This window comes from Streptomyces sp. NPDC002958 (assembly GCF_055563255.1).
Genome location: NZ_JBVHDS010000004.1, coordinates 308,498 through 332,791, shown reverse-complemented (window position 1 = coordinate 332,791; position 24,294 = coordinate 308,498). Strand labels below are relative to the sequence as shown.

Genomic DNA, 24,294 nt, shown 5'->3' with positions numbered 1-24,294 from the left:
TTGACAGTGAAGTCAGTCGCTTTGTCATCCAATCGAGGCGTTTGACAGCGAACCCAGTCGTTTCGACTTCTCTGACAGTGAGCGTTTTCAGCATTGCCTCTCCAGGGTGAGGACGGCCTTCGCGACGAACGTCATGCGGTTGGGGCTGATCCGGGATCTTCGGAAGATGCGCCAGGACTTCAGTTGTGCCATGCCGCGTTCGACGGGTGCCCGGGATGCGGCCAGCGCCCGGTTGACCGTCTGCTGTGTTGGGGACAGTTGCCCACCGGGCGGCCGTCTGCGCCCGGTGGTGACCCAGGGGCCGCCGCCCTGGTAGGCGCGGTCGGCAAAGACGGGGACACCTTGGCGTTCGCAGATCCGGATGATCCGGTGAGTGCGGGCCGCCGTCAGGTCATGGCACCGGCCCGGCAGGGCCGGCGAGATCCACAGCACCCGCCCGGTTGAATCGGTTATGACCTGCACGTTCACGCCGTGGCGGCCATGCTTGTGCGAGTAGTCGGCCCGGCCGTCGCCCAGTCGCACTCGGCGAGCGTCCCGTCGAGCAGTACGTACTGCGGTTCGTGCTCGCGCAGGACCTTCAGCAGGCCGGGGGCCCGGGCAGCCAGGAGGTCGATCACTGCGGTGGTGTAGGCATGGGCGGTGCCGACCGAGATACCGAAGCCAGCGGCTATCTGTGCCAGGGTGCCGTGCTTGCGCAGGTACACCAGAGCGACGAGCGCGCGTTGGTGCGGCGGGAGCTTGCAGCGGCGTTCACCCTCGCGGGTGACGATGAGCAGGGTGACCCACTCGACCAGCGAATGAGGCAGGTCGAGTGCGGCAGGATAGAAGACCAACGAGGCACCTGCGCTGACGAGTTGAGACTATGAACCCTCATGATGTGACGGGACCGCTCGCTGCACGATGGGGGAACAAGGATGACCACTGGCAAGTGGTACGGGCTACTCGTGGTTGTGGGGATTGCCGGCGGGGTGGTAGCGGCCCTGACCCTCAACGGGGAGAAGATCGGGGTGGCGAGTGCCACCCTCCTGGCTCTCGCTCCCATGTATCTGGCGTGGATGGCTTACCGTCGTGAGCACGCCAGCGCAACCGATCTGGACGCGGTCGCGGACGAGCTCGCGGCGGCGGTGAGACCGCAGTGGGAGAAGGAGGCCACCGGCCGCCAGATCAACGATCCGTACACACTGCCGGTGGCGTGGGGCAGCGTCGACGCCACCCTGATGGAACCATGGCCCCACCTGGCCGACGTGGCACGCTCCTGGCCGGGTGGCGCGCCGGGCGACCCTGCCGAATGGCCCGCGGATGCTGCCGGTCTGGCGGGGGACGGTGCGCAGATCGGTGACGTATTCTCCCGGCGGATCCCCACGCGCCGGCTGGTCGTTCTCGGTGAACCGGGTTCCGGCAAGACGGTTCTGCTCATCCGGCTGCTGCTGGATCTGATCCAGCGCCGGCAGAGCGGTGACCCCGTGCCGGTGCTGTTCTCCCTGGCTTCGTGGGACCCGGTCCAGCCTCTCAACGTATGGATGGTCGAACGGCTGCAGAGCGCCTATCCCCGCCTGCGCGCGCCGGCATCCCGCTCCAGGTCCGGGCCCAGTCTTGCGCAGTCCCTGCTGGAGGCGGGGCGCATCGTGCCGTTGCTGGACGGCTTCGACGAGCTGCCGCCCGCGCTGCACGCCGTCGCGCTGGACACGCTCAACCGATCCCTGCCCGCACGGCAGGCCGCCGTACTGACCAGCAGGACGGAGCCCTACCGCGCCGCGCTCAACGGGCCGGATGTCACTGTGCGGTTCAACAGCGCCGCCGTGGTCCGGCTGCTTCCGCTGAGTCCCGAGCTGGCCGCCGACTACTTGCAGCGGGGTGACGGTGCTTCCGACGCCCTGGCCATGGAGCGCTGGCGCAACGTGGCTGCTCAGTTGGGCAGTGGCTCCGCGGTCGGGCAGTCGCTGAGCACCCCGCTCGGCCTGTTCCTTGCGCGAACCAGCTACAACCGCCGCCCTCAGGTCCGCACCTGGACCGCACTCGATCCGGCCCCTCACCCGGACCGGCTCTGCGACACGGCGGTCTACCCCACCCGTGCCGACCTCGACGCCCATCTGTTCAACGCCTATATTCCGGCTGCCTACGGCTGGTACGGCGCCGGTGAGCCCCGCTGGAACGCCGTCGAAGCCGGGCAGTACCTGGGCTTCCTGGCGCGACACCTGGAAGACAACCGCGGCGGCAGCCCGGACCTCGCCTGGTGGGAGCTTCACGAGGCCGTTCCAGCGTTCATCCGCTGGCTCTCAGCAGGGTGCATGGGTGGTCTCGCCATAGCTCTCGGCAGCGGGCTCCTGCGAGGCAGTTTCGACCACGGGCTGATGGCATGGCCCATGTACTGGGCCATGTTCACGCTCATGTTCTCCATCCCCGCGACCATGCGTCCTACGCCCCTCGACCCCCGGCGCCCCTGGTCGCTCCGTACCTTCGGGATCGGTCTTGCGTACGCGATCGCCTATGGAATCGCGTTCGCCGTTCTGGTCGCGGTAACAGCGCCCGGACGCCTCGACTCGGATGACATCCCGGCCATGGCGGACGTCGAGCTCAGCGGCGTGGAACTGGCCAACTTCGGGCTCCTGGCCGGGTTGACGGGCGGGATCCTGTTCGGAGTCATGGTTGCGGTTCCGCTACGGATGCGCCCCACAGCGGCTGCTTCGTCACGACGCCTGTCACCCCGTTTGTTCGGAATCGGAACTATTTATGGGGCCTTCTACGGTTTCACCGGTGGAATCCTCGCAACTTTCACAAGTGCATTGTGGCTCTACCTGCAGCCGGGGCGCCCGACGGCAGGTGGTGCTGTCCAGCCCACCGGCATCCTCCTGCTCCTCTTCGCTGTCCTGTACGGAATCGTCCTCAGCCTGGTGTGCGGGATCGCGTACGGAGTGGCATTCGGGATCCCCCGTCGCGTGCACCCACGAACCCCCAACGCAGGTATGCGCCTGTCATTCCGCTCGTTTGCCGCCGGGTTCGCCATTGGTTTCGTCCCGTTCCTCGGCCTCTCGTTCCTGCCGGATACCCCACGTTCGGGAATGATCATTCTTGGTTGTCTGTGCGGAGTCATCAGCGGGCTCTTCGTCGGACTTGTGGACGGGCTGAGGGTGAGGAAGGCCGACCAGGCATCCGTGGTCGGACCGACAGCACTTCTCGCCCTGGACCGTCGGACCTTTTGGGTGTTCGAGACCGCCGGCGCCATCGTGTGCGGACTGGTATGCGGATTCATGGCCCTGCTCGCGAACGTGAGCCCGGAGCTATCCGGACCCGAGACCCTGGAGCTCTTCCTGCAGTGGACAGGGTTCGGCACCTTCGTCGGGGTCCTGAGCGGGTTCAAACGCGCGGCCTGGGGAAGGTCGGCCATGGCACGGATCTATCTGGCGTCGAGGCGCCGAGTCCCGTTCCGCTTGATGGTGTTTTTAGAGGACGCGCATGAACGTGGCGTACTGCGCAAGGTCGGGGCGACGTACCAGTTCAGGCACATCGACCTGCAGCGCCACCTTGCGCAGCGACATGCCACTGTTCCTTCCCCCCGGTCACCACACGTCAACACGCCCTCGACGGTGGGGGGCTGACGGCCCGGACCCGATAGGCGGCGCCGCCTTGGTACGGCGCCTCCGTCCGATCCTTGGAGCGCTGTGCACGGCCCGGCGTCGACGCGGTTGCGAGGAAGCCGCCGGACGCCACAGATGCTTACGACCTTGGGGAAAATTGAGGTCGGGTCGTGTTGGTCTGGCGGTTTGGCTGGTGGGTGATTCAGCAGGCCGTCGCGCAAACGGGCACGAGTTCGGCGCTCGTGAGGCGACGGGTCGTGCGTCGGGCCGCGCGGTCGGAGACCAGGCCAGCGATGGCGAGGTGGGTCTGCTCGTAGTCCTCGCGGCGTCCGGTGTAGCGCTGAAGCGGATGCCACTGCTTGAACCCGGCGTTGGTGTGTTCGACCACGATGCGGGCCGATGACTGCCGCCTGCGCGCCTCGCGCCAGGCACGCTTGTCGCCGTCGGGAGCGTCCTGGGCCGGCTTCTTCGGCGGGGCGCTGACCTGCGACGGGAACTCCTTGGCCAGACCCTGGTAGCCGGAGTCGACCTCGGCGTGCACAACGGGGTGGAGGCGGAACTGTTCGGCGATGCCCTCGGTACGCACAGCGGTCTGGTCGTGCATGCGGCCCGGGCGGACGACACCGGAGAACAGGGGGCGGCCCTGGTGGTCGCTGAATGTGGTGGTCTTGATCGTGTTCTGCTTCTTCTTGCCCGAGACGAAGGCTTTGCGTCCGGGGCAGCCCGCGCGCGGGCGTCGGACCTGGACTTCCGTGCCGTCGAGCCGGATGCCGACGCCTTCGGCATCTGCGTAGGCGAACAGGTCGTCCAGGGTGCGGATGCGCAGACCGGGGCGGTCCGGGATGGCGAAGCCCCGCGCGGCAAGCAAGGGTCTGACCTCGCGGATCGCGGCGGAGACGGTGGAGCGGTCCACCCCGTACAACTCGGCCAGGGCGGCATGTGGCAGCCCGAGCCGCAGGTGGACCAGGGTGGCCGCGAGCCGGTCGGTGAACACCAGGCGCGGCTTGCGTCCGGCACCCTCGGCCCGCTTGCGGGGACCGCCCCTCATCACGTGCAGGGCCGACGCGCGGGCCGCCGCCCAGGGCTGGGCGAGTTCTTCGAGCAACTCCCCGAAATGTGCGCGGGAGACCCCTGACAGGGCAGGATGGGTACAGGCCGTACGGGCCCAGGTCAGCTTCACAACTCGCCCAACCCGTGGGGCCCTTCCTATGTCACGGCCGACTCACTCCCGTCTTTCCCCCAAGGTCGTTAGGGTCGGACCCATGGCTTCCATAGATGTCGCCCTGCGCCCCGTGCACCCCAGCGATCTGCCCGTGTTCTTCAGGCACATGAGCGATCCCGAGTCGAATCAGATGGCCGCCTTCACCGCCGAGGACCCGACGGACCGGGCCCACTTCGACGCGCATTGGAAGCGCATCCTCGCCTCGCCCGACGTCGTCACCCGCACCGTGCTCGCGGACAGCGATGTGGTCGGGCACGCGGCCGTGTACGGTGATCCGGGCGAGCGGGAGGTCACGTATTTCATCGATCGCTACTACTGGGGGCGGGGCATCGCGACCGCGGCGCTGCGGGGGCTGCTCGCCGAGGTCCCTGAACGCCCGCTGCTGGCCCGGGCGGCGGCGGACAACACCGGATCGGTGCGGGTCCTGGAGAAGTGCGGCTTCAAGGTCGTCGGCGAGGACCGGGGCTTCGCGAACGCGCGGGGAGCGGAGGTCGACGAGCTGATGCTGCGGTTGGACGGCTAATTTTCCCCACCCCGTTACTGCGTGGTGGTTCCCGCGCGCCGGTTGTTCTGGGCGCGTATATCCCTCAGGGACACCGCGAGCGCGGCCAGGAGCAGCGGGAAGGCGCCTGCGTTCGCGAACTGGGGGTGCCGGCGGCCCGCAGCAGGCTGGCTGCGAAGAACAGCACGAGAAGGCCGAGGGGGGAGGAACCTGCGCCACGTGGGCAGGTCGCGTCGCGCGCGTTGCGGCGAAGACCGGCCGCGATGTTCTTGACGCCGCTCAGCCGTAGGGCGCCGATGGCGAGGTTGCGGCAGGTCGCCATGGCGCGGGGCGCGTTGCCGGTCCGCAACTGGGAAGCATCCTCGGCGAAGGTGGTGTCCCTCACGTGGTGCAGGGCTTCGATCTTCCAGTGGTCGCGGATCAGTGTCGCGAGCTGGGCGGGGGTGGCCTGCTCGGCGGTCAGGCTGGTGACGGCGTAGACGGTGGTGATGCCGGTCTTGCCGGTCTTGCGGTCTGTGCGGCGGCGCTTGATCTGGACGGCCTGGCGGGCGCCGGGGAAGAGCAGGTTGTTGACGGTGGCGTCGAGGAGGGTCACCTCCGTGCCGCGGCTGCGCAGCAGGTCGATCAGGGTGTCCTGCTGGGTACGGACGGTGGCCGGGGCGTACGGCCTCCAGGAGCTGGTGGTCTTCTGGCGGGTCAGGACGGGATGGACGTCGGGGCCGTCGAGGTCGGGGGTGACGTCGCCGACGTAGCGCATGGCGACGTGGCGCAGGGCGCCGTACTCGCTGGTGGCGTTCGGAGTGAGCACGATGAGTTCTCCTGGGCCTGATGCTGGACGGGTCGGACGGCGAGCCGGACCGGCGCAGGCAGTTCCAGGCAGGACGGGTCCCGGGGGCTGGCAGGTCAGGGTTGCCGGCCCCCGGCGGTCTTGCGGGTGTCAGCCGACGGGGCTGTTCTGGGTGTCCGGGACCTGGGGCAGCCAGTGCACTGCGTCGTCGCGGAAGGATTGGTTGACGGGGACGAGGTCGGCTCCGCTGGTGTCGTCCAGGGCCGTGACGACGATGCCGAGCTCGGGTACGTCGATGTCGATCGCCGCGAGGCGGCTGCCGCAGTTGGGGCAGAAGCCGCGCTGGGCCTCGCCCTCGAATGTCTCGAACCAGGTCGGCTCGATCCCGTTGGTCCAGGTGACATCGTCCGGGGCGAAGCCAGCCCACCACATCATCGGGCCGCCGCCGAGCTTCTTGCAGTGCGGACAACTGCACGTTTCCCTGTCAAGTTCTTGTGTTCACATCTTGCGCCCCCTCTTCTTGGTTGGTGCGCAGTGCGGCTGCCGAAGGGTTAGGGCGACCGCCTGACGGACGGGACAAACGCTTCCTGTGAGCCCACTTCTGCCGCGTTTACCGGTGCGTTGAGGGCGTCTTCGATGAAATCTGCCAACCCGATCGCGAACGGCTCGCAATTCATCCACGGTGCCCCGACTCTCGGCGCACACAGATTCCTCGAAACCGGCCGCGCCCGAAAACTCAAGGCCCTGACTCTCACTTCCGCTTTCGCTCCGCGGCGGGGGCGTCAGTCGGAATTCGTCGAAGAAGTAGCCCTGCGCATATTGAAGTTCCCTGAGCGTCCCTGGACTGCCTCGGGTCAGCCGGTCGCGCTGGGCTCGGTCTTGGCGACCGAGGGCAGCCAGGGCACGGCGTTGTCGTGGAAGGACGCGTGGATCGGCACGAGGTCTTCGCCGCTGGTGTCGTCGAGGGCCGTGACGTTGATGCCGATCTCCGGGATGTCACAGTCGATCGCCGCGACGCGGCTACCGCAAGTCGGGCAGAAGCCGCGCTTCGCCTCGCCGGGGAAGGTCTCGTACCAGGTTGGCTCGCCATCCTCGCCGGCCCAGATGACCGTCTTGAAGCCCACCCACCACATCACGGGGGTACCGCCGAGTTTCTGGCAATGTTCACACTCACACGTGTGCGGGAAGACTGCAGGGCCCCGGGCAGTGAAGCGGAGGCGACCGCAGAGGCAGCCGCCGAAACGTTCCGCGGCTTCTTCGGCTCCCTGGCCGTCGAGGGCTGGGGCGGGCGTGGTGGTCATGAGGCATCTCCCGTGCGCGAAGCGGAGGTTGGGGTCATCAGGTGCCAACGCTTCCATGGTCAGGAAGCTGCTGGCACTAGTGGTCAGGTCAGGGGGAGGGCGAGTTGACGGAGGCGTTCTCCGTCAGTTGGCGCTGGGGGATTCGTCTGCCGTGGCCGTCCGCACGAAGGCGGAGATGTGTTTGATGTCCGGGGCGTAGCCGTTGGAGGTGTCCACGGTCAGGGTGGGAACGTCCATGGAGATCGGGACGAAGGACTCCAGTGAATGGTCTCCCGCGGCGATCGCTTCGAGCAGGTCATGGTCGCCGTGCGCGGCTCGGTGGGCGTTCTCCTCGGCGCGCTGGACGATGCGGTCGTGAGCGATCGCGGCAGGCGTGGTGCAGCGGATGACGCGGATCTGGGCGAGGTCCGCGAGCGGTTCCAGGTTCGGTCGCCACAGCCGGTGCTGGAAGGCGGCTTCGGCCACGACCGTCACCCCGGCCTGGAGGAGAACCGTCAGGACACCGAAGAAGGCGTCCAGGGTCGGGTAGTTGAGGGGGTCGTCCCCGCCGCTCTGGTATCCGGGGGTGGACATGACCATGCCTTGCTTGATCTCGTCCCGGATGATGGCGGGGCATCCGAGTTTGTGGGCGAGGGCGTGGGCGAGCGTGGTCTTGCCCGTGCCTGGGCCGCCGCTCACGACGGCAAGTGTGGGGGTCATGGCGTGTTCTCGCAGGTCAGCACAGCGAACTACCTGTTCGTGTCGGTCGTCGGTCGCGGGGTGAGCAGGGTGTTCTTGGCTAGCCGGAAGGCGATGAATCCCGGCTCGCGGGACAGTTTGGCGTATTCACGGGGATGGCGGTGGGCCATCTGCGGGTCGGGGCGGTGTTCCTCCAGATGTTCGATGACGAAGCCTCTGGCGGTGAACTCTTCGACCCACGTCTGGAGGGGCTGGCGCCAGTAGCAGTGGAGCGTCTCTTCGACGTGGCGGGCGGCGAAGCGCAGTGGGACCGGCCGCCTCAGTAGTCTTCCCAGGCCACCCCCGTTGGCGGCAGGCCGCCGCTCAGTCGCCCGGCGGGTGGAGCGGGATGACGTTGTCGGAAACAGGCTGGCCCCGGCCTCCGGGGTTCCGCAGGAGGACGGCCGCGGCGAGGGCCATCTGCTCCGCTCGATGCCGGGACGCGGCCTCGGCGGCCCGGGAGTCCTTGAGTGCCTCCTTCAGGCGGACGACCTCTTTGCGAAGCCGCCTTTCGACTTCCGGGGTCTGGTGTGTTTCGGTACGGACCCGCGCGTAGAACTCTTCCTTGAGGTCGGCGTGGCGCTTCTGCAGAGCCATGCGGTGAACGCCCGCCTCCGCGGCGAGCGCGGCCACGGTGAGGCTGCCATTGGAGCTGGTGGGCTGCCCGGCCAGGAGGCGGTCCATGGCCGCGCGGATGCGGGTGCGTTCGTCAAGGTGTTGTTCGTTCATGCGACGGCTTCCTCGGCGGTTTGGGCGGCGGAGTCGTGGGCCTCAGCGAGAGCGCGGAAGCGCTCGGCGGTCCGGCGGAGCCGGTTACCCAGGGGCTCGGGCACGTTGGCTGCCTTCGTATCGAGTCGATCGGCGTGCTCACGTACCGCACATGCGTGGCTGTCGGTACGGATCGCGTTGCCGCAGCCGAGCTGGCAGGCGAACTGGTTGGGCGCCGTCGCTCCGGGGTCCGGATCGCACAGGGCAGTGTCGCGCTTGAAAGCGCAGATGAGGAAGGAGTCCGGGTTGTCGAAGAGCACGAGGCCGTCGCGCGCGAGGAACTTGGCGGCGGCCTTCGGGGTGGTCAGGGCACCTTCGAAGCTGGGCATAGAGGTCGCTCCGATGATCGCCCGCCGAGCTGCCGGGCCGGAGATCTTCTCGCCGGCCGCAGTGGCGTCGCGCAGCCGCACTGCGGTCTCTGCGGCGGCGAGGGCGGTCTCGACGTCGAGCACCCCGTGGAAGCCTCTACGCTCGCGGCTGCCGTAGCCGGTGGAGGTGCGGGCATCCAGGGCTGTACGCATGTGCCCGTACTGGATGGCAAGGGCGACCAGGCCGCCGGGGCGTCGGGCGATGTGCCAGGCCAGGGTTCTGCGTAGACGGCTCAGTCCGAGGTTCCCGTGCGGGTCCTCCGGTACCTGTTGAGCCTCCAGACCTTGAGCGGTGGCCTCCTGGTTGATCCACGACACGAGGGTCTCGACGCGGCGATCCAGCGTGCTCCGCTTCAGCGCACCGTGGTGTCTTCGCTGGGAGACGATGTCGTGGTGGGTGGAGCTGAACAAGAGCTCGCCCTTGGGGACGAGGCGTTCCAGGACACGGATGGCGTTGACGACCGGAGTGATCGCGACCCATGGAACGGCCCGCTCCTCGCCGGCGGAGACATGGTGCCCGTCGGAGTCGCGGACGTTCTTGTAGTGGTGGGAGCGGATCAGATGCCGCGGCATGGAGCCGTCGGGATTCGGCTGCGGGTCGGGGCAGCAGCCGGACCGCAGCGACCGTGCCTCCTGGGAGCGCATCCCGGTCAAATACAAGATCACGATTGCGGTTGCCGTAGCCAGGTGCCGCACCAGGATCGGCGTCTCCTCGTAGTCCATGAACTCGCGCCATGGTCGTCCCTCGATCCGGCCCGTAACCGGGACCTGCATCGGGCTGGGGCCAGGCCGCTGACCCGCGAGTGAGTAGAGTCCATGCCGGGCGACGAAGCTCTGGACCTGGGTCCGGCTGCACCCGGTAACCGCGGCGACGTAATGGTGGGCCAGTGTGACGCCGTGCAGCCGGCTCACGGTCGCGGGCAACGGTGCGCCGGAGTTGACCAGAGGCAGCAGATAGCTCTTGAGAGCTGCCAGTCCCTCGCGGGTGCTCTTGGCGGCTTTCACCTGTGCGTGCATGCGCCGGCGTTCGTCCCAGGCAGCCAGGATGTCGCCGGAGAAGTCCTCCACCAGCCGGATCGACCAGGTGAGCAGAGGGCCGATCACGGTCGGATCCAGCGGCTCGGTCTTGTTCTCCCCGCCCGCCTCTCCTGTCTCGGCAGGGAGATAGTCGTCGACGCCCTCGACCTCCCAGGGAGGACGCGTAATGCCGCAAGGGCTGACCGACAGCTGGTCGAAGGCCCACATGTCCGACAGCCAGCGCAGAACCGTCAGGGCATAACCGCGCGTACAGCCGCTGGCGCACTTGGCGGCGTATGCCTTCCAATGCTCCGTGGTGCAGTCGCTGAGCCGGGAAACGCCTTGCCGGTCGAGCCAGCGTGCGAACTTCATCCACTGGATGATGCAGTCGCGCATGCTGATCACGCCGTCGCGTGTCCGGTTCTGAAAGCCGCGTTCCCGTATGTAGGTGGGGCGCAGCTCGCCGTTGATCAGCACCCAGAGGACACGACGGACCTCACTCCGCAAGGCAGCCGGGCACTTCTTCAGATTGATCTTGTGGATGCTGTCCCCGGGGTTGTCGGTCAGCGGTCCCAGCGACCAGACATCGTCACTGTGAAGGGAGTTGGGGTGGGTGTTTCCGGCGCTGATCCACCGGTCCATGACGACCGGGCTGTCTGGTTCCGGCAGCGGCAGGATGTAGGGATCGGCCTCGATGGACAGTGCGGTCGTCACGGGGCCAGGTCTCCTTCGAGTAGATGGTCGATGATCATTCGGTCGCGGTCGGTTACCCGGTGCAGTGCCGCATCCCAGGTGCTCTCGTTGACCTTCGCCCGCAGGTCATCGAGTCGCAGGAGATGTTCGTCCCAGCGCTCGCGCCAGAGCTTCTCGGGCCAGGCGGAGCGAAGCGAGATCAACTGCCGCCGCAGTAGCGCGAGGCGCGGGTGGTGACCGGTGTGGACCCGGGAGTTCTCGCAGGACAGGCAGAGCAGGAAGTCGGCGCCGCAGCCCCCGTTCGGGTCCGGCCAGGGGCTGCTGTCCTCATCCGCGCAGTCCGCCGTCGCGGTCTCCTGATGGGCCGCGTCGGCCGCCTCTGTCAGGCGCCCGTAGAAGGTGTAGTCGCGGGCCTGTTCGAGGGCCTCCTCGGCGCCCGCCGCGATCACGTCCACGGCGGCTTCCTGGACGTTCTCGTCGGGCAGGACGTAGATGCTCTCGTGGGTGCCGGGCTTGTGCTGCAGAGGCTTTCCCGTCGTGATGACGGTGGTCCTGCGGGCACGCTGGAAGGGCGAGCCGATGTGGTGGGACCTGGCCCAGACTCGCGCATCGGCCTTAGACACCCCGAAGCACAACGGACCGACGTTCCGGGGCCGGTCCAGATTGGAGTCCACGTCGTCACGGCGCCGGTTGCGGGCGGCCATCAGCAGGTCGTGACCCGGTGACAGGGCGGCAGCCAGGGTCCGCCCGTGCTGCGTTGCTTCCAGGGCCAGGGTGATGAGCCGGCCCGGCGAGTCCGCGCCGGAGTCGGTGTAGTTCTCCGTGGCGAACCACCGGCCCTCGCCGGAGCGGCGCTTCTCCACCAGGACCTCGTAGGTGACCGTGGTCTTCTCTCCTGCGGACGGGGTGATGACGGGCACGCGCAAACGGTCGTAGACCGACAGGTTCCAGCCGTAGCGGTCGGTCATCATCACGGCCAGCGCCGTCAGCTCCGCCCGGCTCAGGAACAGCCGGCCGGTCGTCTTCCCGCGGTTCTTTCCGCGCAGCAGATTCTCGGCCCGGGTGTAGACCTTCCCCTCCTTGTCCGGGTACCCGGGCAGTTCGCCCGTGGCGGCCAAGCACTTGAGGACGGACGCGACCCTCCACTCACGGCTGGCCGGGTCCAGCGTGCCTGCCCGGTAGCGGTCCAGCAGCGTGGTGTTCTCCCGGATCCGCAGCAGCGCGGTACGGAACTGCCGTTCGGCGGCCAGCAGCACCTGGGCGCGCTCCGACGGCCGGTAGGACTGCTTGGACGGCTTGCCCTTCTTCGGAACCGGGCGGGCTAGTTCCTCGGCGGCCGGGCCCTGTGCCAGCTGCGGCTCTCGCTTCAGCAGCGTGCGCATCTTCGCCAGGGCCTCGCGCCCGCCGGGGGTGTCCTTGTGGTTGTTGCGCCAGAGTCGGAGCGTGGCCGAGGTGAGGTCGCCGAGGTCCTCGGCCGGGTGTCCCTGGTCCTTGAGGAACCGGGCGAAGATCTCCAGAGACCGCCAATACGATTCGCCGCTTGAGTGGCTGTTCCACCCCATGGACTGCGCGGCGAACGCTCGCGCGAGTGAGCGGCGCATCGGCTGGGGTACAGACAGTTCGGCGAAGTCGAAGACCCGCTTGTAGCCCTCCTTGTTGATCACGGTGGCCTGCAGTCCGTCGGCGGCTATTCGCTGGGTTGCCTGGAAGTCCGGCGGCGGCAGGACCGCTCGACGGCCTCTCCCGCTCATGACGCTTCCGCGACGGGCAGGGCGTCAACCAGCAGCTCGATGTCCTGGATCCCGGAGGTCTCCCGGGCCAGCCGGGCGAACAGACCGTTCAGATCCTTTGTCTCGTCGGCCTCACCGTGCTCGTCTTCGGTGTCGAAGGCGAGGATCGACTCCAGCTGCAGATGCATGACCGGGCGGAGGTAATGCTCCTTCGTCGTCTCAACGTCCTTGTGCCCCAACAGGGTCTTCACCAGCCACCACGGGTCGCCGTAGAGCTGGGCGAAGTCGCGCCGGTCCGCGGCGGTCAGCCCGTACTTCTTGTCCATCAACTCGTTGAGCAGGATCAACATGTAGAGCGCCATCGAGTGCCGCATGGAGTGGGGTGTCGCGTACGGGACCTTCCCACGGATCTCCGCGACCCGCAGCAGCCGGGATGTCTCCCGTTCCTGCGGAGTCAGCAGAGCCTGCTCGCAACGCTGGTTGGCCTGCCGGAACACGGTGTTCCAGCGGTCCGGCAGCATGGGCATGCCCTGCTCGGTCAGCCACAACCACGCCGGCTCCGGGCCCTGTGGTCCCTCGACGAACAGCCACTGCCGTTCACGCCAGTCGAGCCGGTTCAGGTCATATCGGCCTTGGACGCCGTCGTGGTCGACCCAGTAGACCGTCGGGGTGCGGCCCGTCGTGACCTTCGTGATCAGCCGCATCAGCAGCAACTTCCCGTAGCGTCCCTGGGCCTGGGCTCGTTCGACTGCCCAGGCCCGCTCCGACTCTGCGTAGGCACTGACCTGGCGCAATGAATCGACCGAGGCGTAGAAGGTCCGGTCTCGCTTCGACCGGGACAGCGCTCGGGCCACCTGCCCGTGGCAGTAGCGGCCCGAGCGCAGCGGACGGGACGGCACTTCGAACGTCAACATGGCGCCGGATTCCTGCCGCCGCAGTCCCGAGCTGAGCGTGAACCCGACGAACGAGGTGTTCCGAAGCTCGGTCCGCGCGTCCCACCCCGGCACCGGTGTTCCGTCGGGACCGAGGCCGCGAAGGCCCACGTCTTGCCAAAGACCCCAGGTGCGCGGAGTCAGCCACGACACCCGCGAGCTGCGGGCGTCCGCGGCGCGGTCCGTCCGGCGCCGGCTGTCCACCGGCAGCGGCGTGACCTTCGCCCACCGGTAGAGCCGTGTGAAAGCCGGTGCCTCCCGATCCCACTTCGCCCCGCTGATTCGGCTTGGGTTGAGTGGCGAGTCACACCGAAATTCCCGGTACGCGCGCAAGTCGCTCTCGGTCGCCTGCCTCCACGGGATCCCGCGTCGCCACAACCAAGTCAGCAACAGCCGAATATCCAGCGCGTAATTCCGCCGAGATTCTCGCTCCAGCTGCTGGAATTCCGAGGACAGTACGAATTCCAGCAGCTCGGGATCGACCACGAAATCAGGCCGCACAAAAACCGGATCGCCCGGCTGAAGCCCTACCGCGGCCACAGCTGCCGGCAGGTCGTGGACCCCCAGCACCCCCTCCTCCGGCAGCGGCCCCCACCGCCCCGGATCCGGCACGAACACCAGCCACCACTCGTCCATGTACCACCCCTGTGAGTCCCTTGAACTCACTCAATCATCAGGGAAGCAGAGGTGCGGGTAGACGGCCCTGCCCTTGACGGTGAAGCGGATCCGTCCGCACAGGCATCCGCCGGAGCGCTCCTGGACAGAGCCGACGATGTCGGGGGTGGCGTTCATCAGTTCATCTCCCAGGCACGGTGGGCGAGTTGAGCCCACCAGTGTGTCATCCCCTCGGCGATCGTCAGGAAGCCGTCCATCGCCTGGGGCAGCTCGACGTGGAAGAGTTCACTCTCCTTGATGAACCGGGCCAGGCCCTCAATGTGCGCGGCCTCGACGCTCAGGCCGCCGACCTGGGCGGCCTCGTGCCCCTCGTCGAGGGGAGCTCGTAGTAGTGTGCAGGGCCTTCAGCTCGCTGCCGCTGCCCTGGCCGGTCAGCTCGCCGTAGCGGTTGGTGATGTCCCGCAGGATCTCGGTCTCGGCGATCGCCACGGCCTCGGTCGCGTAGTAGGCGCCGGCGATGAAGCTGGGCATGTGCGAGCCGACCATCCACTGGTGGAGGTTGACCAGCGTCTCGGTCTCGCGGGCGGGCACGTGGCCGTTGACGAGGAGCCCGAGGTCGGACAGAAGCGCGTTGGCGTAGAGAACGTAGTGCGCGGGCACCTTGCCGCGCTCGCCGCGATCGTCTGGACCTCATCCGGGACGGGCTTGTCGGGACCGTTGCGCCGGTTGACGTTGAAGGCGTACTCCCGGATCGCCCTGCGGACCTTCACCGGATCGAAGTGGGTCGGCAGTGGCGTGCGTAGCAAGGCGATGGTCGCGGGCGTCAGCGCCTTGGCCATGTTCTTGCGGGTGTTGCCGGAGGCGCGCGGCCACTTCCATTCGACGTACTCGACCGCAAACTGGACTTCATCGCCGTGGTGGTCCCCGAGGCCGGGCAGGCGCAGTCATGAGGGCCCCTATCGCCGGCACCGGGCACACTGACCGCGTTCTACGGGGCAGCAACGCAGCGGAATCCCGTGTCGTTGTCCTTCATCGTCGCAGCGGCGGTGTTCAGCAGGGATGGCGCAGCCCGTTCGAACGGGGACGTGAACGCGGATCCCTTCAGGTGGTACCTCCCGTTTCCGGGCTCCTCTTCGGTGGAGCACCACTCCCAGGCGTTGCCGCACATGTCGAAGGCGCCGAAGGGGCTGGCGCCGGACTGGTAGCGGGAGACGGGGGTCGTCGCGTCGATGCCGGCCTCGGCCGTGTTCGCCTTCGCGGCTGTCGGTTCGTTGCCCCAGGGGTAGATGCGCCCGCGCGGTCCGCGAGCCGCCTTCTCCCACTGCAGGGCGGTGGGGAGAAACTTGCCAGCCCAGCGGGCGTAGGCGGTCGCGTCGTGCCATGTCACCCACACCACGGGGTGGGTAGCCAGGGCGACGGGGCAGTGGCCGTCGGGCCAGTGCTGGGGTGGCCGGTGTTTGGTGGCCAGCACGAACTTTGCGTAGTCCTCGTTGGTCGTCGGGTAGACGTCGATGAGGAACGGCTCCAGCCACACCGAGCGGTTGTCGGGGCCGGAAAGGTAAATGCCCTCTTCGACGAGGGCCATGACCTTCCCGTCGATCGGGTGCCGGCGAGTGCTCGGGTCTCTTCGCAGCAGTTCCTCGGCCCGCTCGTCGTGCTCGAGGGCCGCACGTTCGGTCATGAGCGCGGCGAACCGCTGCTGGACGTGAGGCGTGGCCTGGGCGAGAAGGGTATCGAGGGCCGTCTGGTTGTCGAGTTCGAGTTCGATGGTCTCGCCCCGGCGCTTCCACCGGGGGACCTGGCGAGGGTTCACGCCGACCAGCTCGGCGAACTCCTTCTGCTTCTTCCGCATGGCCGTGCGCAGCAACTCGGCTTCACGGCTGGTCCACCTGGTCACCCCCGCCATGACGTTTCCCTACAGGGTCTCGCCGGCGATCGACAGGTACGTCTCCTGGAGCTGCCTCAAGACGGGATGCTCCACGGGGAACTCGGTGTCGTCGATCACGGCCAAGGGGCGCACGCCGATCGACGTGTTCGTGGCGAAGGCCGCGGCCATGCCCTTCGCCTGGTCCAGGGTGACGGTGGCGATGCAGTGTTTCGCGTGCTGCTGGAGCAGAGCCATGGTGACACCCGGCAGTACGGGAGCATCGGGCCACACGACAGTGCCCTCCTGGTCGACGAAGGCCACGTTCCAGGTGCCGCCCTCGGAGACGAACCCGTCACGGCCGACGAACAGGGCGTCGTCGAAGTTCGCTCGCTGGGCCGCGCCCCGGGCATGCAGGGCGCCGAAGAGGCCGATGTGCTTCACCTGCGGCAGGTCACGCTCGTACACCAGGCTTTGGGCGCGCAGCGGCGCCGGAGGCAGGGCGCCGGCACCGCGTACGGACACGAGAACGTGCGGCTCGTTGGCGTCGGCCGGGTGACCCATCTCGACCTTCGGGTCATAGATCGTGACACGCACGACGCACGGCCGGGTCTGCCCCTCCAGAGCTTAGCGGACGTACTCGCGCACACGGTCGGTGTTCAGAGCCGCGTGCCACACGATCTGGCAGTCCCGCGCGAGGCGTTCCAGGTGCAACGTCAGACCACGGATGCTGCCGTCGGTGTCGACACGCATGGACGTGAAGTGCCCGACGTTCGTCAGCGCCAGGGGAAGCAAGTCGTCTACAGATACGGGCTTTCCATCGAGAGTCACCATGCAGCCCAGCATGTCAGGACCATCCGCTCCAGCGTCACCCTGAACCTGGTTACTGACGGGTCAACGTCATCTGAAAGTCATTCCCAAGCCTTCACTGCGGGGTGTTGGCTGGTTACTGCGCGAATACGCCTGAGGATCGACAGGGCGTGTCATGCCGCGCGCCTGGCGCCTCAGCCACACATTCACCACACCACCTGTCCGGGAGGAGCCCGATGACCGTCGCAACAGCTGTCGCACCGGTCACGACGCGATCGGTACCGCGCCCCGGGTACGCCGCTTTCGAGTCGTGCTTCACCCCGGAACCGATCAGCGTCGGCCGCTCCCGTCACACAAGCATCGCCTTCCTACAGCTATGCAAGGTCGGCGGCCCTTTGACGGAGAGCGTGGTGCTCTGTATCTCCGAGCTGGTCACTAACGGCGTTACTCACGGCGCGGGAGACGTCTCACTGCGCGTCCGGTGCTGCAAAACCGAGATCCTTGTCGAGGTCAACGACGGCAGCTCAGTGCCGGCGACCACGCGTCCGGCCAGTGCTGACGCCACATCAGGGCGGGGCCTGGGTCTCGTAGAGGCCCTCTCAAAAGATTGGGGAACCAGTAAGAACGGCCGGACAACGTGGTGCACGTTCCATATCCCCGCGGGCAGGCCCTGATGACTGCCCCTGCGAGCACCACCGTCGAGGCATTACGGGAAGCTGAGCTACGGACGCTCCGAAGCGTCAAGCCAGTACGTAGCAAGCATCTCGCTCGGCCACGCTGGCTGACGGACGCCACTTCGCGGCCCCATCTCCTCGAAATGCGGCGCCAGGTCAATGACCGGCGTCCCGTCGACGGCGTCAAGATCCGTTACCAGAAGGTCCCGGCCCTCCACTTTCAGCAACCGCGGGTAGCTGATCGCCAGTTGGTTGGGCCTCCGGTGGTTGCGGTGAACGAACGTACCGGTAGCCGGCCACCTCGAATTCCCTCGGGGGCTACGCGCGTGCAGCTCGACGTCTTCCGGCCGCGCCAGGTGGAAGCGCCACGTCACCATCAAGTGGGAGAACTCCTCGATGCCCTGCAAGGTTTCGAGGGGGTACGCGTCGTTGAGCCGGATGACCGATTCGACTCCGCCCTGGTAGTCGTCCTGAACGCGGGTGTGGCCCCCGACCACCGTTGCGATCGACTCGACCTCGTACGTCGCCATCAGGGCTCGTTCCTCTCCCTTAAAATTACGCATCCGGTAGCCGTCACGCGAAGCGACGGGCCTGCTCCACGGTCAGCCTATGGCCCGCAGCATCTCCCTTGCACGGCGGTCCAATTCGGCGACGTGGCGACCCCCGCGTTGCCGAACGGGCGAGAGATCGCTCTGCATCCGAACGATGACGTCGCGGGCACGGCCCGACTGGACGCCGACCATGGCATCGAGAGCTTGGCCCCAGGTAGCGCACGCCTCATCGAGGCGTCCTTGCTGGACCTGGACGGCGCCGAGGTATCCAAGCGTCACGCTGTGGGTGCGGGCGTATTGCTGCCGACGACGGGTGGCAACACTGCGCTGGAAGTGGATCTCCGCGTCGACTGGCTGGCCCAGGTCGCGCAGGGCGCAGGCGGTCTCGTGGGCGAGGGAGGCTTCCTGGAAGAAGCCCACGCGGCCCGGCGCATCGTCGTTGTCGGCGCGGGCGAGGTCCCGCTCCGCGCGACTGATGGCCGCGAGAGTGCCGGGCCGGTCGCCGTCGGCTGCGAGCGCTCGGGCGTGAACGATCGCGAGCAGGGCTTTCTCTCGCTGGCTGGCCTGACCATAGCGGTCGCGGGACATGGAGGCGTCGGCCAGGGCGAGTGCTCTGCGGGGGTGCCCGAGGTCTACTGCTTGGTGTGCGAGGGCGCGCAGGATGTGGCCGGCGAGCGGCCCGTCCCCGGCTTCTGCCGCGATGCGGGTGGCAAGAGTGAGGTATCGCTGGGCCGTGCGGTGCTCGGAGGCATCGAAGGCCATCCAGCCGGCGAGGTAGGTCATCTCCGCGACGGCGGAGTACGTGTCCCGGCGGTGCCGTTCCGTGCGAAATCGGCTGCCGAGCAGGGGGACTGCTTCGTCGCGAAGGTGGCCGGCCAGGGCCGAGCGCCCGGAGGCCCCTCCGCGCTGCTGGTCGCGCGCGGAGTAGAAGTTCGTGAGGTCACGGACGTCGTCGATGTTGGCCTGGGCTACCAGCCGGGGGGAGACTGCCGTGCGCCTGGCTGCCGCGGCAGGAGCGGTTGCCCACCACGAAGCGGTGGGCAAGGCGAGGCCGACGGCGGAGTACGCGGCGGTCGCCAGCAGCTTGCGTCGGTGCATGTCCAGATCGTCGCTTCCCAGCTCGGCCAGCACGGTCAAAGGGTCGACGCTCCAGTCGGAACCACTGTAGGTCGTGCCTGTCGGCTCTTCTCCCAGCCCGAGGTCAGCCAGGGTGAGGCGGCGGCCGAGCCTGCGGGACAGCGTCTCGCGCAGGATATGCCGCGCTCTTCCGCTGGGCTTCGTGCCAAGGACCCACATGGAGATGTGCGAGCGGGAGATGGCCTCCAGCTCCCGTACGCCGCTCTCCGCGGCCACTCGGGCGACCGCTGCGGCTGTTTGAGGCTGGGACCAGCCCGCTTCGCGCAAAAGTGCGGCAAGGGCGAGGTTTCGCTCACGGGCCATGGACTGCCCCTCGGTTCCGAAATGATCTTTGGCGCCTTTGGCGGCCTTGGCAGCCGTGCAGGCATACCCCTCGGCGGGGATTCAGGGTTCGCTCAACGTAGCTTCCGCATCACTCACTTTGCACGTCAGCCGTCGATACTCCACGGCGAACCTCACTCAACTTGGCTTGATCCATACAGGAGTTGTGTCATGCGTCTCTCGCTGGTCCTGCATCGGGAAACCCGTCACCGCGATGGCCGAGGCAAGCGTGGCCACCTCCCCATGGGGCCGGCCGATGTCCACCGAGATCAAGCGGTGGCCGCGGCGGAGACGGTGGCGCTTGTGCTGGACGAGGAGTCGCCGCTGCCGGAGAGCGCCGGCGACGTGGAGGAGCTCGCGCGGCGCCTTCGCGGTCATATCAGCCAACTTGGGGTCGTGCTACCGCCGGGAGCGCCCGCGTTGCGCGGCGCGCAGCAGCACGCTTCGGCGGGCGTCCCCGACGAGTACATGCCCAGCAGGGTTCATCTGGTCACGCTGGCCAAAGCGACCCAGGCACTCGTCGCGACCGTGCAATCTCACGGCGTTGACCCCTCGAAGCCGACGCGAGGACGGCGTCGGTGGCAGCCGCGGATCAACGTGCTGCGGGGCGCAGTCATCGCGGCTGCCTTCGCATGCTTGATTCTGGCCGCATCGGTGCCCCGGGCATGACCGCAATCGGGGCAGTTCTGATCGTCGGGACGAGGACTCCGCGCCGAGGCAGCACGAGCTTACCCGGGCCGGTAGCCACCGAGTCTGCTGTCGACGCAGTCCTCCCTCCACCGAGGCGCGGTCGCGGTTCCGGTGCCCCGTTCCCCATCACGCAGCCCGCGACAGACCTGCAAGGACCTGACGTCGCAGCACGCTTAGCCGCCCCTCCCCACCTGACGAGGATTCCCATGCCTGACAGCGCGTTCCCGACATGGCCGGCCGCGACCGGCCACCGCAGACGGCGGCCTCCACGGATCGACGCATTCCCGGTGCACTGTGTCCGTCGTGCCGTGACACTGCCCCTAATGCTTCTTGCGGCGCTGCTGGGCGCTGCCTTCACCATGTGGTCAACGTCCGCGGTGGCTCTCGGCTGGCTCCTCGTCGGCCTTGCCTGCGGGCTGACCGGAGTCGCGGTGGTGGTGGCCCGTGGAGCGCAAACGGCCGCAGGTGCCGTGCAGACAGCCGTAGAGGAACGGCAGGCAGCGGAGCTGACAGCGGTCGCGGGAGCTGCGGCGGCCGTCGAGAAGTCGGTGCAGTGGTCGGCGGACGAGCTGTGCCGAGGTGCGCGCCCACCGCTGCCGGACAGCCAGATGCCGCAGCCGGCCAGTGCGACCGCTGAGATCGACAAGGCGTTGAGCGCACTCCAAGTGCAGGCCGTCGCCTCGCTGATACGCGTGCACGACGAGTCCCAGTCCGTCGTCCTTCTAGAAGTGCTGCGCCGCCTGGCCATGCGGGAGCACGCCCTGGTCGGGAAGGCCCTGGAGGCACTCAGTCAGCTGGAGATGCTGACCGACGACCCGGAGCTGCTCGCGAAGATTTTCGAGATCGATCACCTCGTGACGCGGATGCGTCGTCAGGTGGAGAGCACCGCGGTGCTGGGCGGCCAGTCCCTGCGCAGCGTGCGCCGGCCGGTCCCCGTCACGACCACGCTGCGCGGTGCGATCTCCGAGGTGGTGCAGTACCCGCGTGTAGCGGTCGCGGCCGGTTCCGTGGGCGCTGAGCTGGGTCTTCCAGGACACGTGGGTCCGGACCTGACGCACCTGCTGGCCGAGCTGATCGAGAACGCCTGCGAGTGCTCCGACCCGGCGACGAAGGTAACCGTGCGAGCGCAGCAGGTGCCGAACGGGCTGGCGATCGAGGTCGAGGACCGAGCCATCCCCATGCATCCGCAGACCCGCGCACAAATGAACCGTCTGCTCAAGGCCCCCGACGAGGTCGACGTCAGCGGCCAGGTACGAGCCGGCCAGCTCGGCTTGCTGGTCGCCGCGAAAATAGCCCAGTCGCACGGGCTGTCCGTTCTCCTGCAGGAGAACGTGACGGGAGGCACCACTGCCCTGGTCGTCATTCCGGCACGGCTCCTCGTAGCGATTCCGCCCGTCGGTGACGCGGGCGCCCGCCACAGGGAAACACGCCCCTCCGTGACCCCGCCGCAGCGGCAGGTTGCTGCGACGACGGCCGACACTTCGGCAGCCCAGGTCACACGCCCCATCACCGTTGGCGCATCGGGCGCCGGAGAGGCAGGTCGCTCTGCCGTTGCTCCCGACCTTCCCAGGCGTACGCGCCAGGCCGGTTCGTTCCGTCCACCACGTGAGCGGGAGCAAGCCCCTGCGACCGCGGCGACGCCGGGGCTCGCAGCCGCCTTCCGCAACGGCATCGAGGCCGGCGGGACCGTCGGTTCGCCTCCCGCTTCGGCAGAGCCGCCCAGGCCCTGACCATCGCCCGTTCCCTCCGCGTTCCCGGTGTCCCGGTATATCCGCCGGCCCTTCCCCCTTCTGGAGCGATCCCTATGAGCACCCACCCTGAGATGAACGCCTTGACCGGCATCGCGCCCGCATCCGAGGCGACGGCGAGCGGCCAACGGGAGGACATGGCTTGGCTGCTGCGACAGTTCGCCTCCGAGGTTCCGGGCGTGACGCACGCCGTCCTGCTGTCGCGGGACGGGCTGCGGCTGCTGGACAGCGACGTCGACAAGGACTGGGCTGACGAACTGTCTGCAGCGCTCAGCGGAGTGGCCTCGCTCGCGGCGAACATCACCGGCCCCAGCCACAAGAAGAGGCCGGCGAGGCAGGTCGTCATCGAGCGAGACGACTGCCTGTTCTTCGTCCAGAGCGCTGGTCGCAGCGCGGCCTTCGAGAACCACCCCGGCAACGAACGCGGTGAGGTGGACACGGTCCTCGCCGTCATCGCCACCACGGACGTCGACGCAGGCACCGCCGGATACGAGATGGGACGGCTGGTGCAGAAGTTCGCCCCCTACATGCAGATCCCCGTCCGCGTCGGCACGAGTGAAGCCGCCCGGTGAGCACACCCGGCGGCGCGGCCGTGAATTCGACGTTCGTACGGACCTACACGCTGACGCACGGTCGCACCCGGCCGCGGCACCTGCTGGGCCTGGACACCGTGCTGGACGCCGGACCCGGACGGCCCAGCCCAGGCCAGGCCGAGGAATGCGACGAGATCCTTGCCCTGTGCCGGGAGCACCGGCGGTCGGTGACCGAGCTGGCGGGCCGACTCGGCCGTCCCGTCACCGCCATCAAGATCCTCGTCTCGGACCTCCTGGACGCCGACGCCCTCGTCGTCCCCGTCACCGTCCCCTACGCCGCGTCCGACACCGACGCGGATGCACGTCCCTCCCCGCAATTGCTGGCGGCCCTCTCTGCGGGCCTGAAAAGGAAGTGGCCCGATGCCATCGCCTACCCCCAGGCCGGATGACCCGGCCGTGGGCCTGCGGACTCCGTCGCGCCCGCATGTCGGCGCGCCGACCGTGCTGAAGGTCGTGATCGCCGGTGGTTTCGGCGCGGGCAAGACCACCGCCGTGGGCGCGGTCAGCGAGATCACGCCGCTGAGCACCGAGGAGTACCTGACCGAGGCGAGCGCGGACGTGGACAGCCTGGAGGGCGTCGAGGCCAAACAGACCACCACGGTCGCCTTCGACTTCGGCCGTCTCAGCCTGCCCGACGCGCCCGTGCCCCTGGAACTGTTCCTGTTCGGCACGCCCGGCCAGGACCGGTTCGTCGACCTCTGGTACGACCTCTCCCGCGGAGCCGTCGGCGCGGTCGTCCTGGTCGACACCCGCCGCCTGGAAAGCAGCTTCACCCCCGTCAGCTTCTTCGAAGACATCGGCCTGCCCTTCGTCGTTGCCTTGAACCAGTTCGACGGAGCACACCGCTACCTCCCTGAACAGGTCCGCGCCGCCCTCGAACTGCCCGTCTCTGTGCCGGTGGTCACCTGCGACGCCCGCGATCCGATCAACGTCGCCGGCGTCCTCCTGACCCTCGTCGGCCACGCCGTGAAGGACGCATCGGCAGGTCCCGTTCGCCCCACATCCACTACCACCCTCCAGGACGCCTGATGTCGTATCAGCCCAACGAGCCCTGCCTCGTACCGCAGACCGCCCCGGCCACGCTGGCACTGCCGCGGCGCGGCACGCGGGACACCGCCCACGGGCCGTCCGTCCCGGCCGGCGCCGCCGTCACCGGCCCGCAGGCCCAGCATGCGACCGAACTGGCGCGGCGGTATGAGCTGCTGGAGCGCCTGGGCGTGCCCACCGCTGCCAGTCAGGACTTCGACGAGCTGGCCCGCGACATGGCCACGCAGGCCGGATTCCTGTACGGATTCGTCAATCTCTTCCTGGAGGAGCAGACCTTCGTCGGACTGCACCAGCCGGCCGCGGACAGCGGGTGCGTCATCGTCGGCCGTGCCATGAGCCGCGACCACGGCTGGTGCCCGGAAGTCGTGGCCCGCAAGAAGGCCCTCCCGCTGCATGACGTGCACGCCAGTCCGCGCTTCAGCGGTAACCACGTGGTCGACGCGGTCGGGATCCGCTCCTACTTCGGTGCACCGCTCATCCACGAGAGCAGGACCGTGCTGGGCACGGTGTGCGTCATCGACCCCGAGAAGCGGCCCCTGAGCGAGGCCCGACGGCTGAGAGACATCGTCATCAACGCCGGCGCACAGGTGATGGACCACATCGCCCACGCGCCCGTCCGCTAGGCCCGTTTC

23 protein-coding genes and 3 pseudogenes are annotated in these 24,294 nt (G+C 68.1%); 10 read left to right on the top strand and 16 right to left on the bottom strand.

Annotated elements, in window-relative coordinates; translation table 11 throughout:
* Window positions 1-87: 87 nt before the first annotated feature.
* Window positions 88-833: pseudogene (locus ACZ3IC_RS10395) on the bottom strand (transposase).
* 81 nt (window positions 834-914) lie between these two features.
* Here ACZ3IC_RS10395 and ACZ3IC_RS10390 point away from each other — a divergent pair.
* A complete protein-coding gene (locus tag ACZ3IC_RS10390) occupies window positions 915-3,596 on the top strand; it encodes an NACHT domain-containing protein (protein WP_467414588.1) in 2,682 nt (893 codons plus the stop codon).
* A 181-nt stretch (window positions 3,597-3,777) separates the two neighbouring features.
* Here ACZ3IC_RS10390 and ACZ3IC_RS10385 read toward each other — a convergent pair whose 3' ends face one another.
* The gene (locus tag ACZ3IC_RS10385) at window positions 3,778-4,680 is read right to left on the bottom strand and encodes a transposase (protein WP_467414586.1); all 903 of its coding nucleotides are present in this window, start codon (window positions 4,678-4,680) and stop codon (window positions 3,778-3,780) included.
* 166 nt (window positions 4,681-4,846) lie between these two features.
* Here ACZ3IC_RS10385 and ACZ3IC_RS10380 point away from each other — a divergent pair, with 166 nt between their 5' ends.
* The gene (locus ACZ3IC_RS10380; RefSeq protein WP_467414744.1) at window positions 4,847-5,320 is read left to right on the top strand and encodes a GNAT family N-acetyltransferase; all 474 of its coding nucleotides are present in this window, start codon (window positions 4,847-4,849) and stop codon (window positions 5,318-5,320) included.
* Between the two features lie 64 nt (window positions 5,321-5,384).
* On the opposite strand, the gene ACZ3IC_RS10375 is transcribed toward ACZ3IC_RS10380, so the two are convergent.
* The 4 genes and pseudogenes from ACZ3IC_RS10375 to ACZ3IC_RS10360 all read right to left on the bottom strand — a co-directional run bounded on the left by ACZ3IC_RS10375 (window position 5,385) and on the right by ACZ3IC_RS10360 (window position 8,086).
* Entirely contained in the window at window positions 5,385-6,056 is a 672-nt protein-coding gene (locus tag ACZ3IC_RS10375; RefSeq protein WP_467414741.1) for a transposase, read from the bottom strand.
* Window positions 6,057-6,236: 180 nt separating this feature from the next.
* Window positions 6,237-6,560 (bottom strand): annotated as a pseudogene (locus ACZ3IC_RS10370) (GFA family protein); the annotation flags it as partial.
* 380 nt (window positions 6,561-6,940) lie between these two features.
* Window positions 6,941-7,387 carry a GFA family protein gene (locus ACZ3IC_RS10365; RefSeq protein ID WP_467414583.1) on the bottom strand — a complete coding sequence of 149 codons (447 nt, stop codon included), beginning with the start codon at window positions 7,385-7,387 and terminating at the stop codon, window positions 6,941-6,943.
* 123 nt (window positions 7,388-7,510) lie between these two features.
* The gene (locus ACZ3IC_RS10360; protein ID WP_467414582.1) at window positions 7,511-8,086 is read right to left on the bottom strand and encodes a P-loop nucleotide/nucleoside kinase family protein; all 576 of its coding nucleotides are present in this window, start codon (window positions 8,084-8,086) and stop codon (window positions 7,511-7,513) included.
* Window positions 8,087-8,262: 176 nt separating this feature from the next.
* On the opposite strand from ACZ3IC_RS10360, the gene ACZ3IC_RS10355 reads away from it, so the two are divergent.
* Window positions 8,263-8,391 (top strand): hypothetical protein, encoded by a 129-nt coding sequence (locus ACZ3IC_RS10355; protein ID WP_467414579.1) that lies wholly within the window; start codon window positions 8,263-8,265, stop codon window positions 8,389-8,391.
* A 37-nt stretch (window positions 8,392-8,428) separates the two neighbouring features.
* Here ACZ3IC_RS10355 and ACZ3IC_RS10350 read toward each other — a convergent pair whose 3' ends face one another.
* The 8 genes and pseudogenes from ACZ3IC_RS10350 to ACZ3IC_RS10315 all read right to left on the bottom strand — a co-directional run bounded on the left by ACZ3IC_RS10350 (window position 8,429) and on the right by ACZ3IC_RS10315 (window position 16,925).
* On the bottom strand, window positions 8,429-8,833 hold the full coding sequence (locus ACZ3IC_RS10350) for a hypothetical protein (RefSeq protein ID WP_467414578.1): 405 nt from the start codon (window positions 8,831-8,833) through the stop codon (window positions 8,429-8,431).
* A complete protein-coding gene (locus ACZ3IC_RS10345) occupies window positions 8,830-10,971 on the bottom strand; it encodes a site-specific integrase (protein ID WP_467414577.1) in 2,142 nt (713 codons plus the stop codon). The genes ACZ3IC_RS10350 and ACZ3IC_RS10345 overlap by 4 nt, the downstream gene beginning before the upstream one ends.
* Window positions 10,968-12,701 (bottom strand): hypothetical protein, encoded by a 1,734-nt coding sequence (locus ACZ3IC_RS10340; protein ID WP_467414575.1) that lies wholly within the window; start codon window positions 12,699-12,701, stop codon window positions 10,968-10,970. Before ACZ3IC_RS10340 ends, ACZ3IC_RS10345 begins: the two co-directional genes overlap by 4 nt.
* Window positions 12,698-13,594, bottom strand: coding sequence for a hypothetical protein (locus tag ACZ3IC_RS10335; protein ID WP_467414573.1), 897 nt, complete (start codon window positions 13,592-13,594; stop codon window positions 12,698-12,700). The genes ACZ3IC_RS10340 and ACZ3IC_RS10335 overlap by 4 nt, the downstream gene beginning before the upstream one ends.
* Window positions 13,595-14,278: 684 nt before the next feature.
* On the bottom strand, window positions 14,279-14,404 hold the full coding sequence (locus ACZ3IC_RS10330; RefSeq protein WP_467414571.1) for a hypothetical protein: 126 nt from the start codon (window positions 14,402-14,404) through the stop codon (window positions 14,279-14,281).
* Window positions 14,405-14,542: 138 nt separating this feature from the next.
* Complete coding sequence (locus ACZ3IC_RS10325) at window positions 14,543-14,887, bottom strand: hypothetical protein (RefSeq protein ID WP_467414568.1); 345 nt, start codon at window positions 14,885-14,887, stop codon at window positions 14,543-14,545.
* Window positions 14,888-15,215: 328 nt separating this feature from the next.
* Entirely contained in the window at window positions 15,216-16,133 is a 918-nt protein-coding gene (locus ACZ3IC_RS10320; RefSeq protein WP_467414567.1) for a formylglycine-generating enzyme family protein, read from the bottom strand.
* 9 nt (window positions 16,134-16,142) lie between these two features.
* A pseudogene (locus tag ACZ3IC_RS10315) lies at window positions 16,143-16,925 on the bottom strand (aminotransferase class IV family protein).
* A 212-nt stretch (window positions 16,926-17,137) separates the two neighbouring features.
* Between ACZ3IC_RS10315 and ACZ3IC_RS10310 the strand changes: the two are divergent.
* The gene (locus ACZ3IC_RS10310; protein WP_467414565.1) at window positions 17,138-17,575 is read left to right on the top strand and encodes an ATP-binding protein; all 438 of its coding nucleotides are present in this window, start codon (window positions 17,138-17,140) and stop codon (window positions 17,573-17,575) included.
* 47 nt (window positions 17,576-17,622) lie between these two features.
* Here the strand turns inward: ACZ3IC_RS10310 and ACZ3IC_RS10305 are convergent, their stop codons facing one another.
* Both ACZ3IC_RS10305 and ACZ3IC_RS10300 read right to left on the bottom strand, forming a co-directional pair.
* Complete coding sequence (locus tag ACZ3IC_RS10305; protein WP_467414564.1) at window positions 17,623-18,105, bottom strand: SAM-dependent methyltransferase; 483 nt, start codon at window positions 18,103-18,105, stop codon at window positions 17,623-17,625.
* A 72-nt stretch (window positions 18,106-18,177) separates the two neighbouring features.
* Entirely contained in the window at window positions 18,178-19,566 is a 1,389-nt protein-coding gene (locus ACZ3IC_RS10300) for a tetratricopeptide repeat protein (RefSeq protein WP_467414563.1), read from the bottom strand.
* 189 nt (window positions 19,567-19,755) lie between these two features.
* Here ACZ3IC_RS10300 and ACZ3IC_RS10295 point away from each other — a divergent pair, with 189 nt between their 5' ends.
* The 6 genes from ACZ3IC_RS10295 to ACZ3IC_RS10270 all read left to right on the top strand — a co-directional run bounded on the left by ACZ3IC_RS10295 (window position 19,756) and on the right by ACZ3IC_RS10270 (window position 24,285).
* Window positions 19,756-20,253, top strand: coding sequence for a DUF6415 family natural product biosynthesis protein (locus ACZ3IC_RS10295; RefSeq protein ID WP_467414560.1), 498 nt, complete (start codon window positions 19,756-19,758; stop codon window positions 20,251-20,253).
* A gap of 227 nt (window positions 20,254-20,480) precedes the next feature.
* Entirely contained in the window at window positions 20,481-22,004 is a 1,524-nt protein-coding gene (locus ACZ3IC_RS10290) for a sensor histidine kinase (protein WP_467414558.1), read from the top strand.
* Window positions 22,005-22,078: 74 nt separating this feature from the next.
* Window positions 22,079-22,594, top strand: a complete 516-nt coding sequence (locus tag ACZ3IC_RS10285; protein WP_467414556.1) for a roadblock/LC7 domain-containing protein — start codon at window positions 22,079-22,081, stop codon at window positions 22,592-22,594.
* Complete coding sequence (locus ACZ3IC_RS10280) at window positions 22,591-23,004, top strand: DUF742 domain-containing protein (RefSeq protein ID WP_467414553.1); 414 nt, start codon at window positions 22,591-22,593, stop codon at window positions 23,002-23,004. The genes ACZ3IC_RS10285 and ACZ3IC_RS10280 overlap by 4 nt, the downstream gene beginning before the upstream one ends.
* Window positions 22,976-23,644 (top strand): GTP-binding protein, encoded by a 669-nt coding sequence (locus ACZ3IC_RS10275; RefSeq protein ID WP_467414551.1) that lies wholly within the window; start codon window positions 22,976-22,978, stop codon window positions 23,642-23,644. The genes ACZ3IC_RS10280 and ACZ3IC_RS10275 overlap by 29 nt, the downstream gene beginning before the upstream one ends.
* Window positions 23,644-24,285 (top strand): GAF domain-containing protein, encoded by a 642-nt coding sequence (locus ACZ3IC_RS10270; RefSeq protein ID WP_467414548.1) that lies wholly within the window; start codon window positions 23,644-23,646, stop codon window positions 24,283-24,285. The genes ACZ3IC_RS10275 and ACZ3IC_RS10270 overlap by 1 nt, the downstream gene beginning before the upstream one ends.
* Window positions 24,286-24,294: the final 9 nt, after the last annotated feature.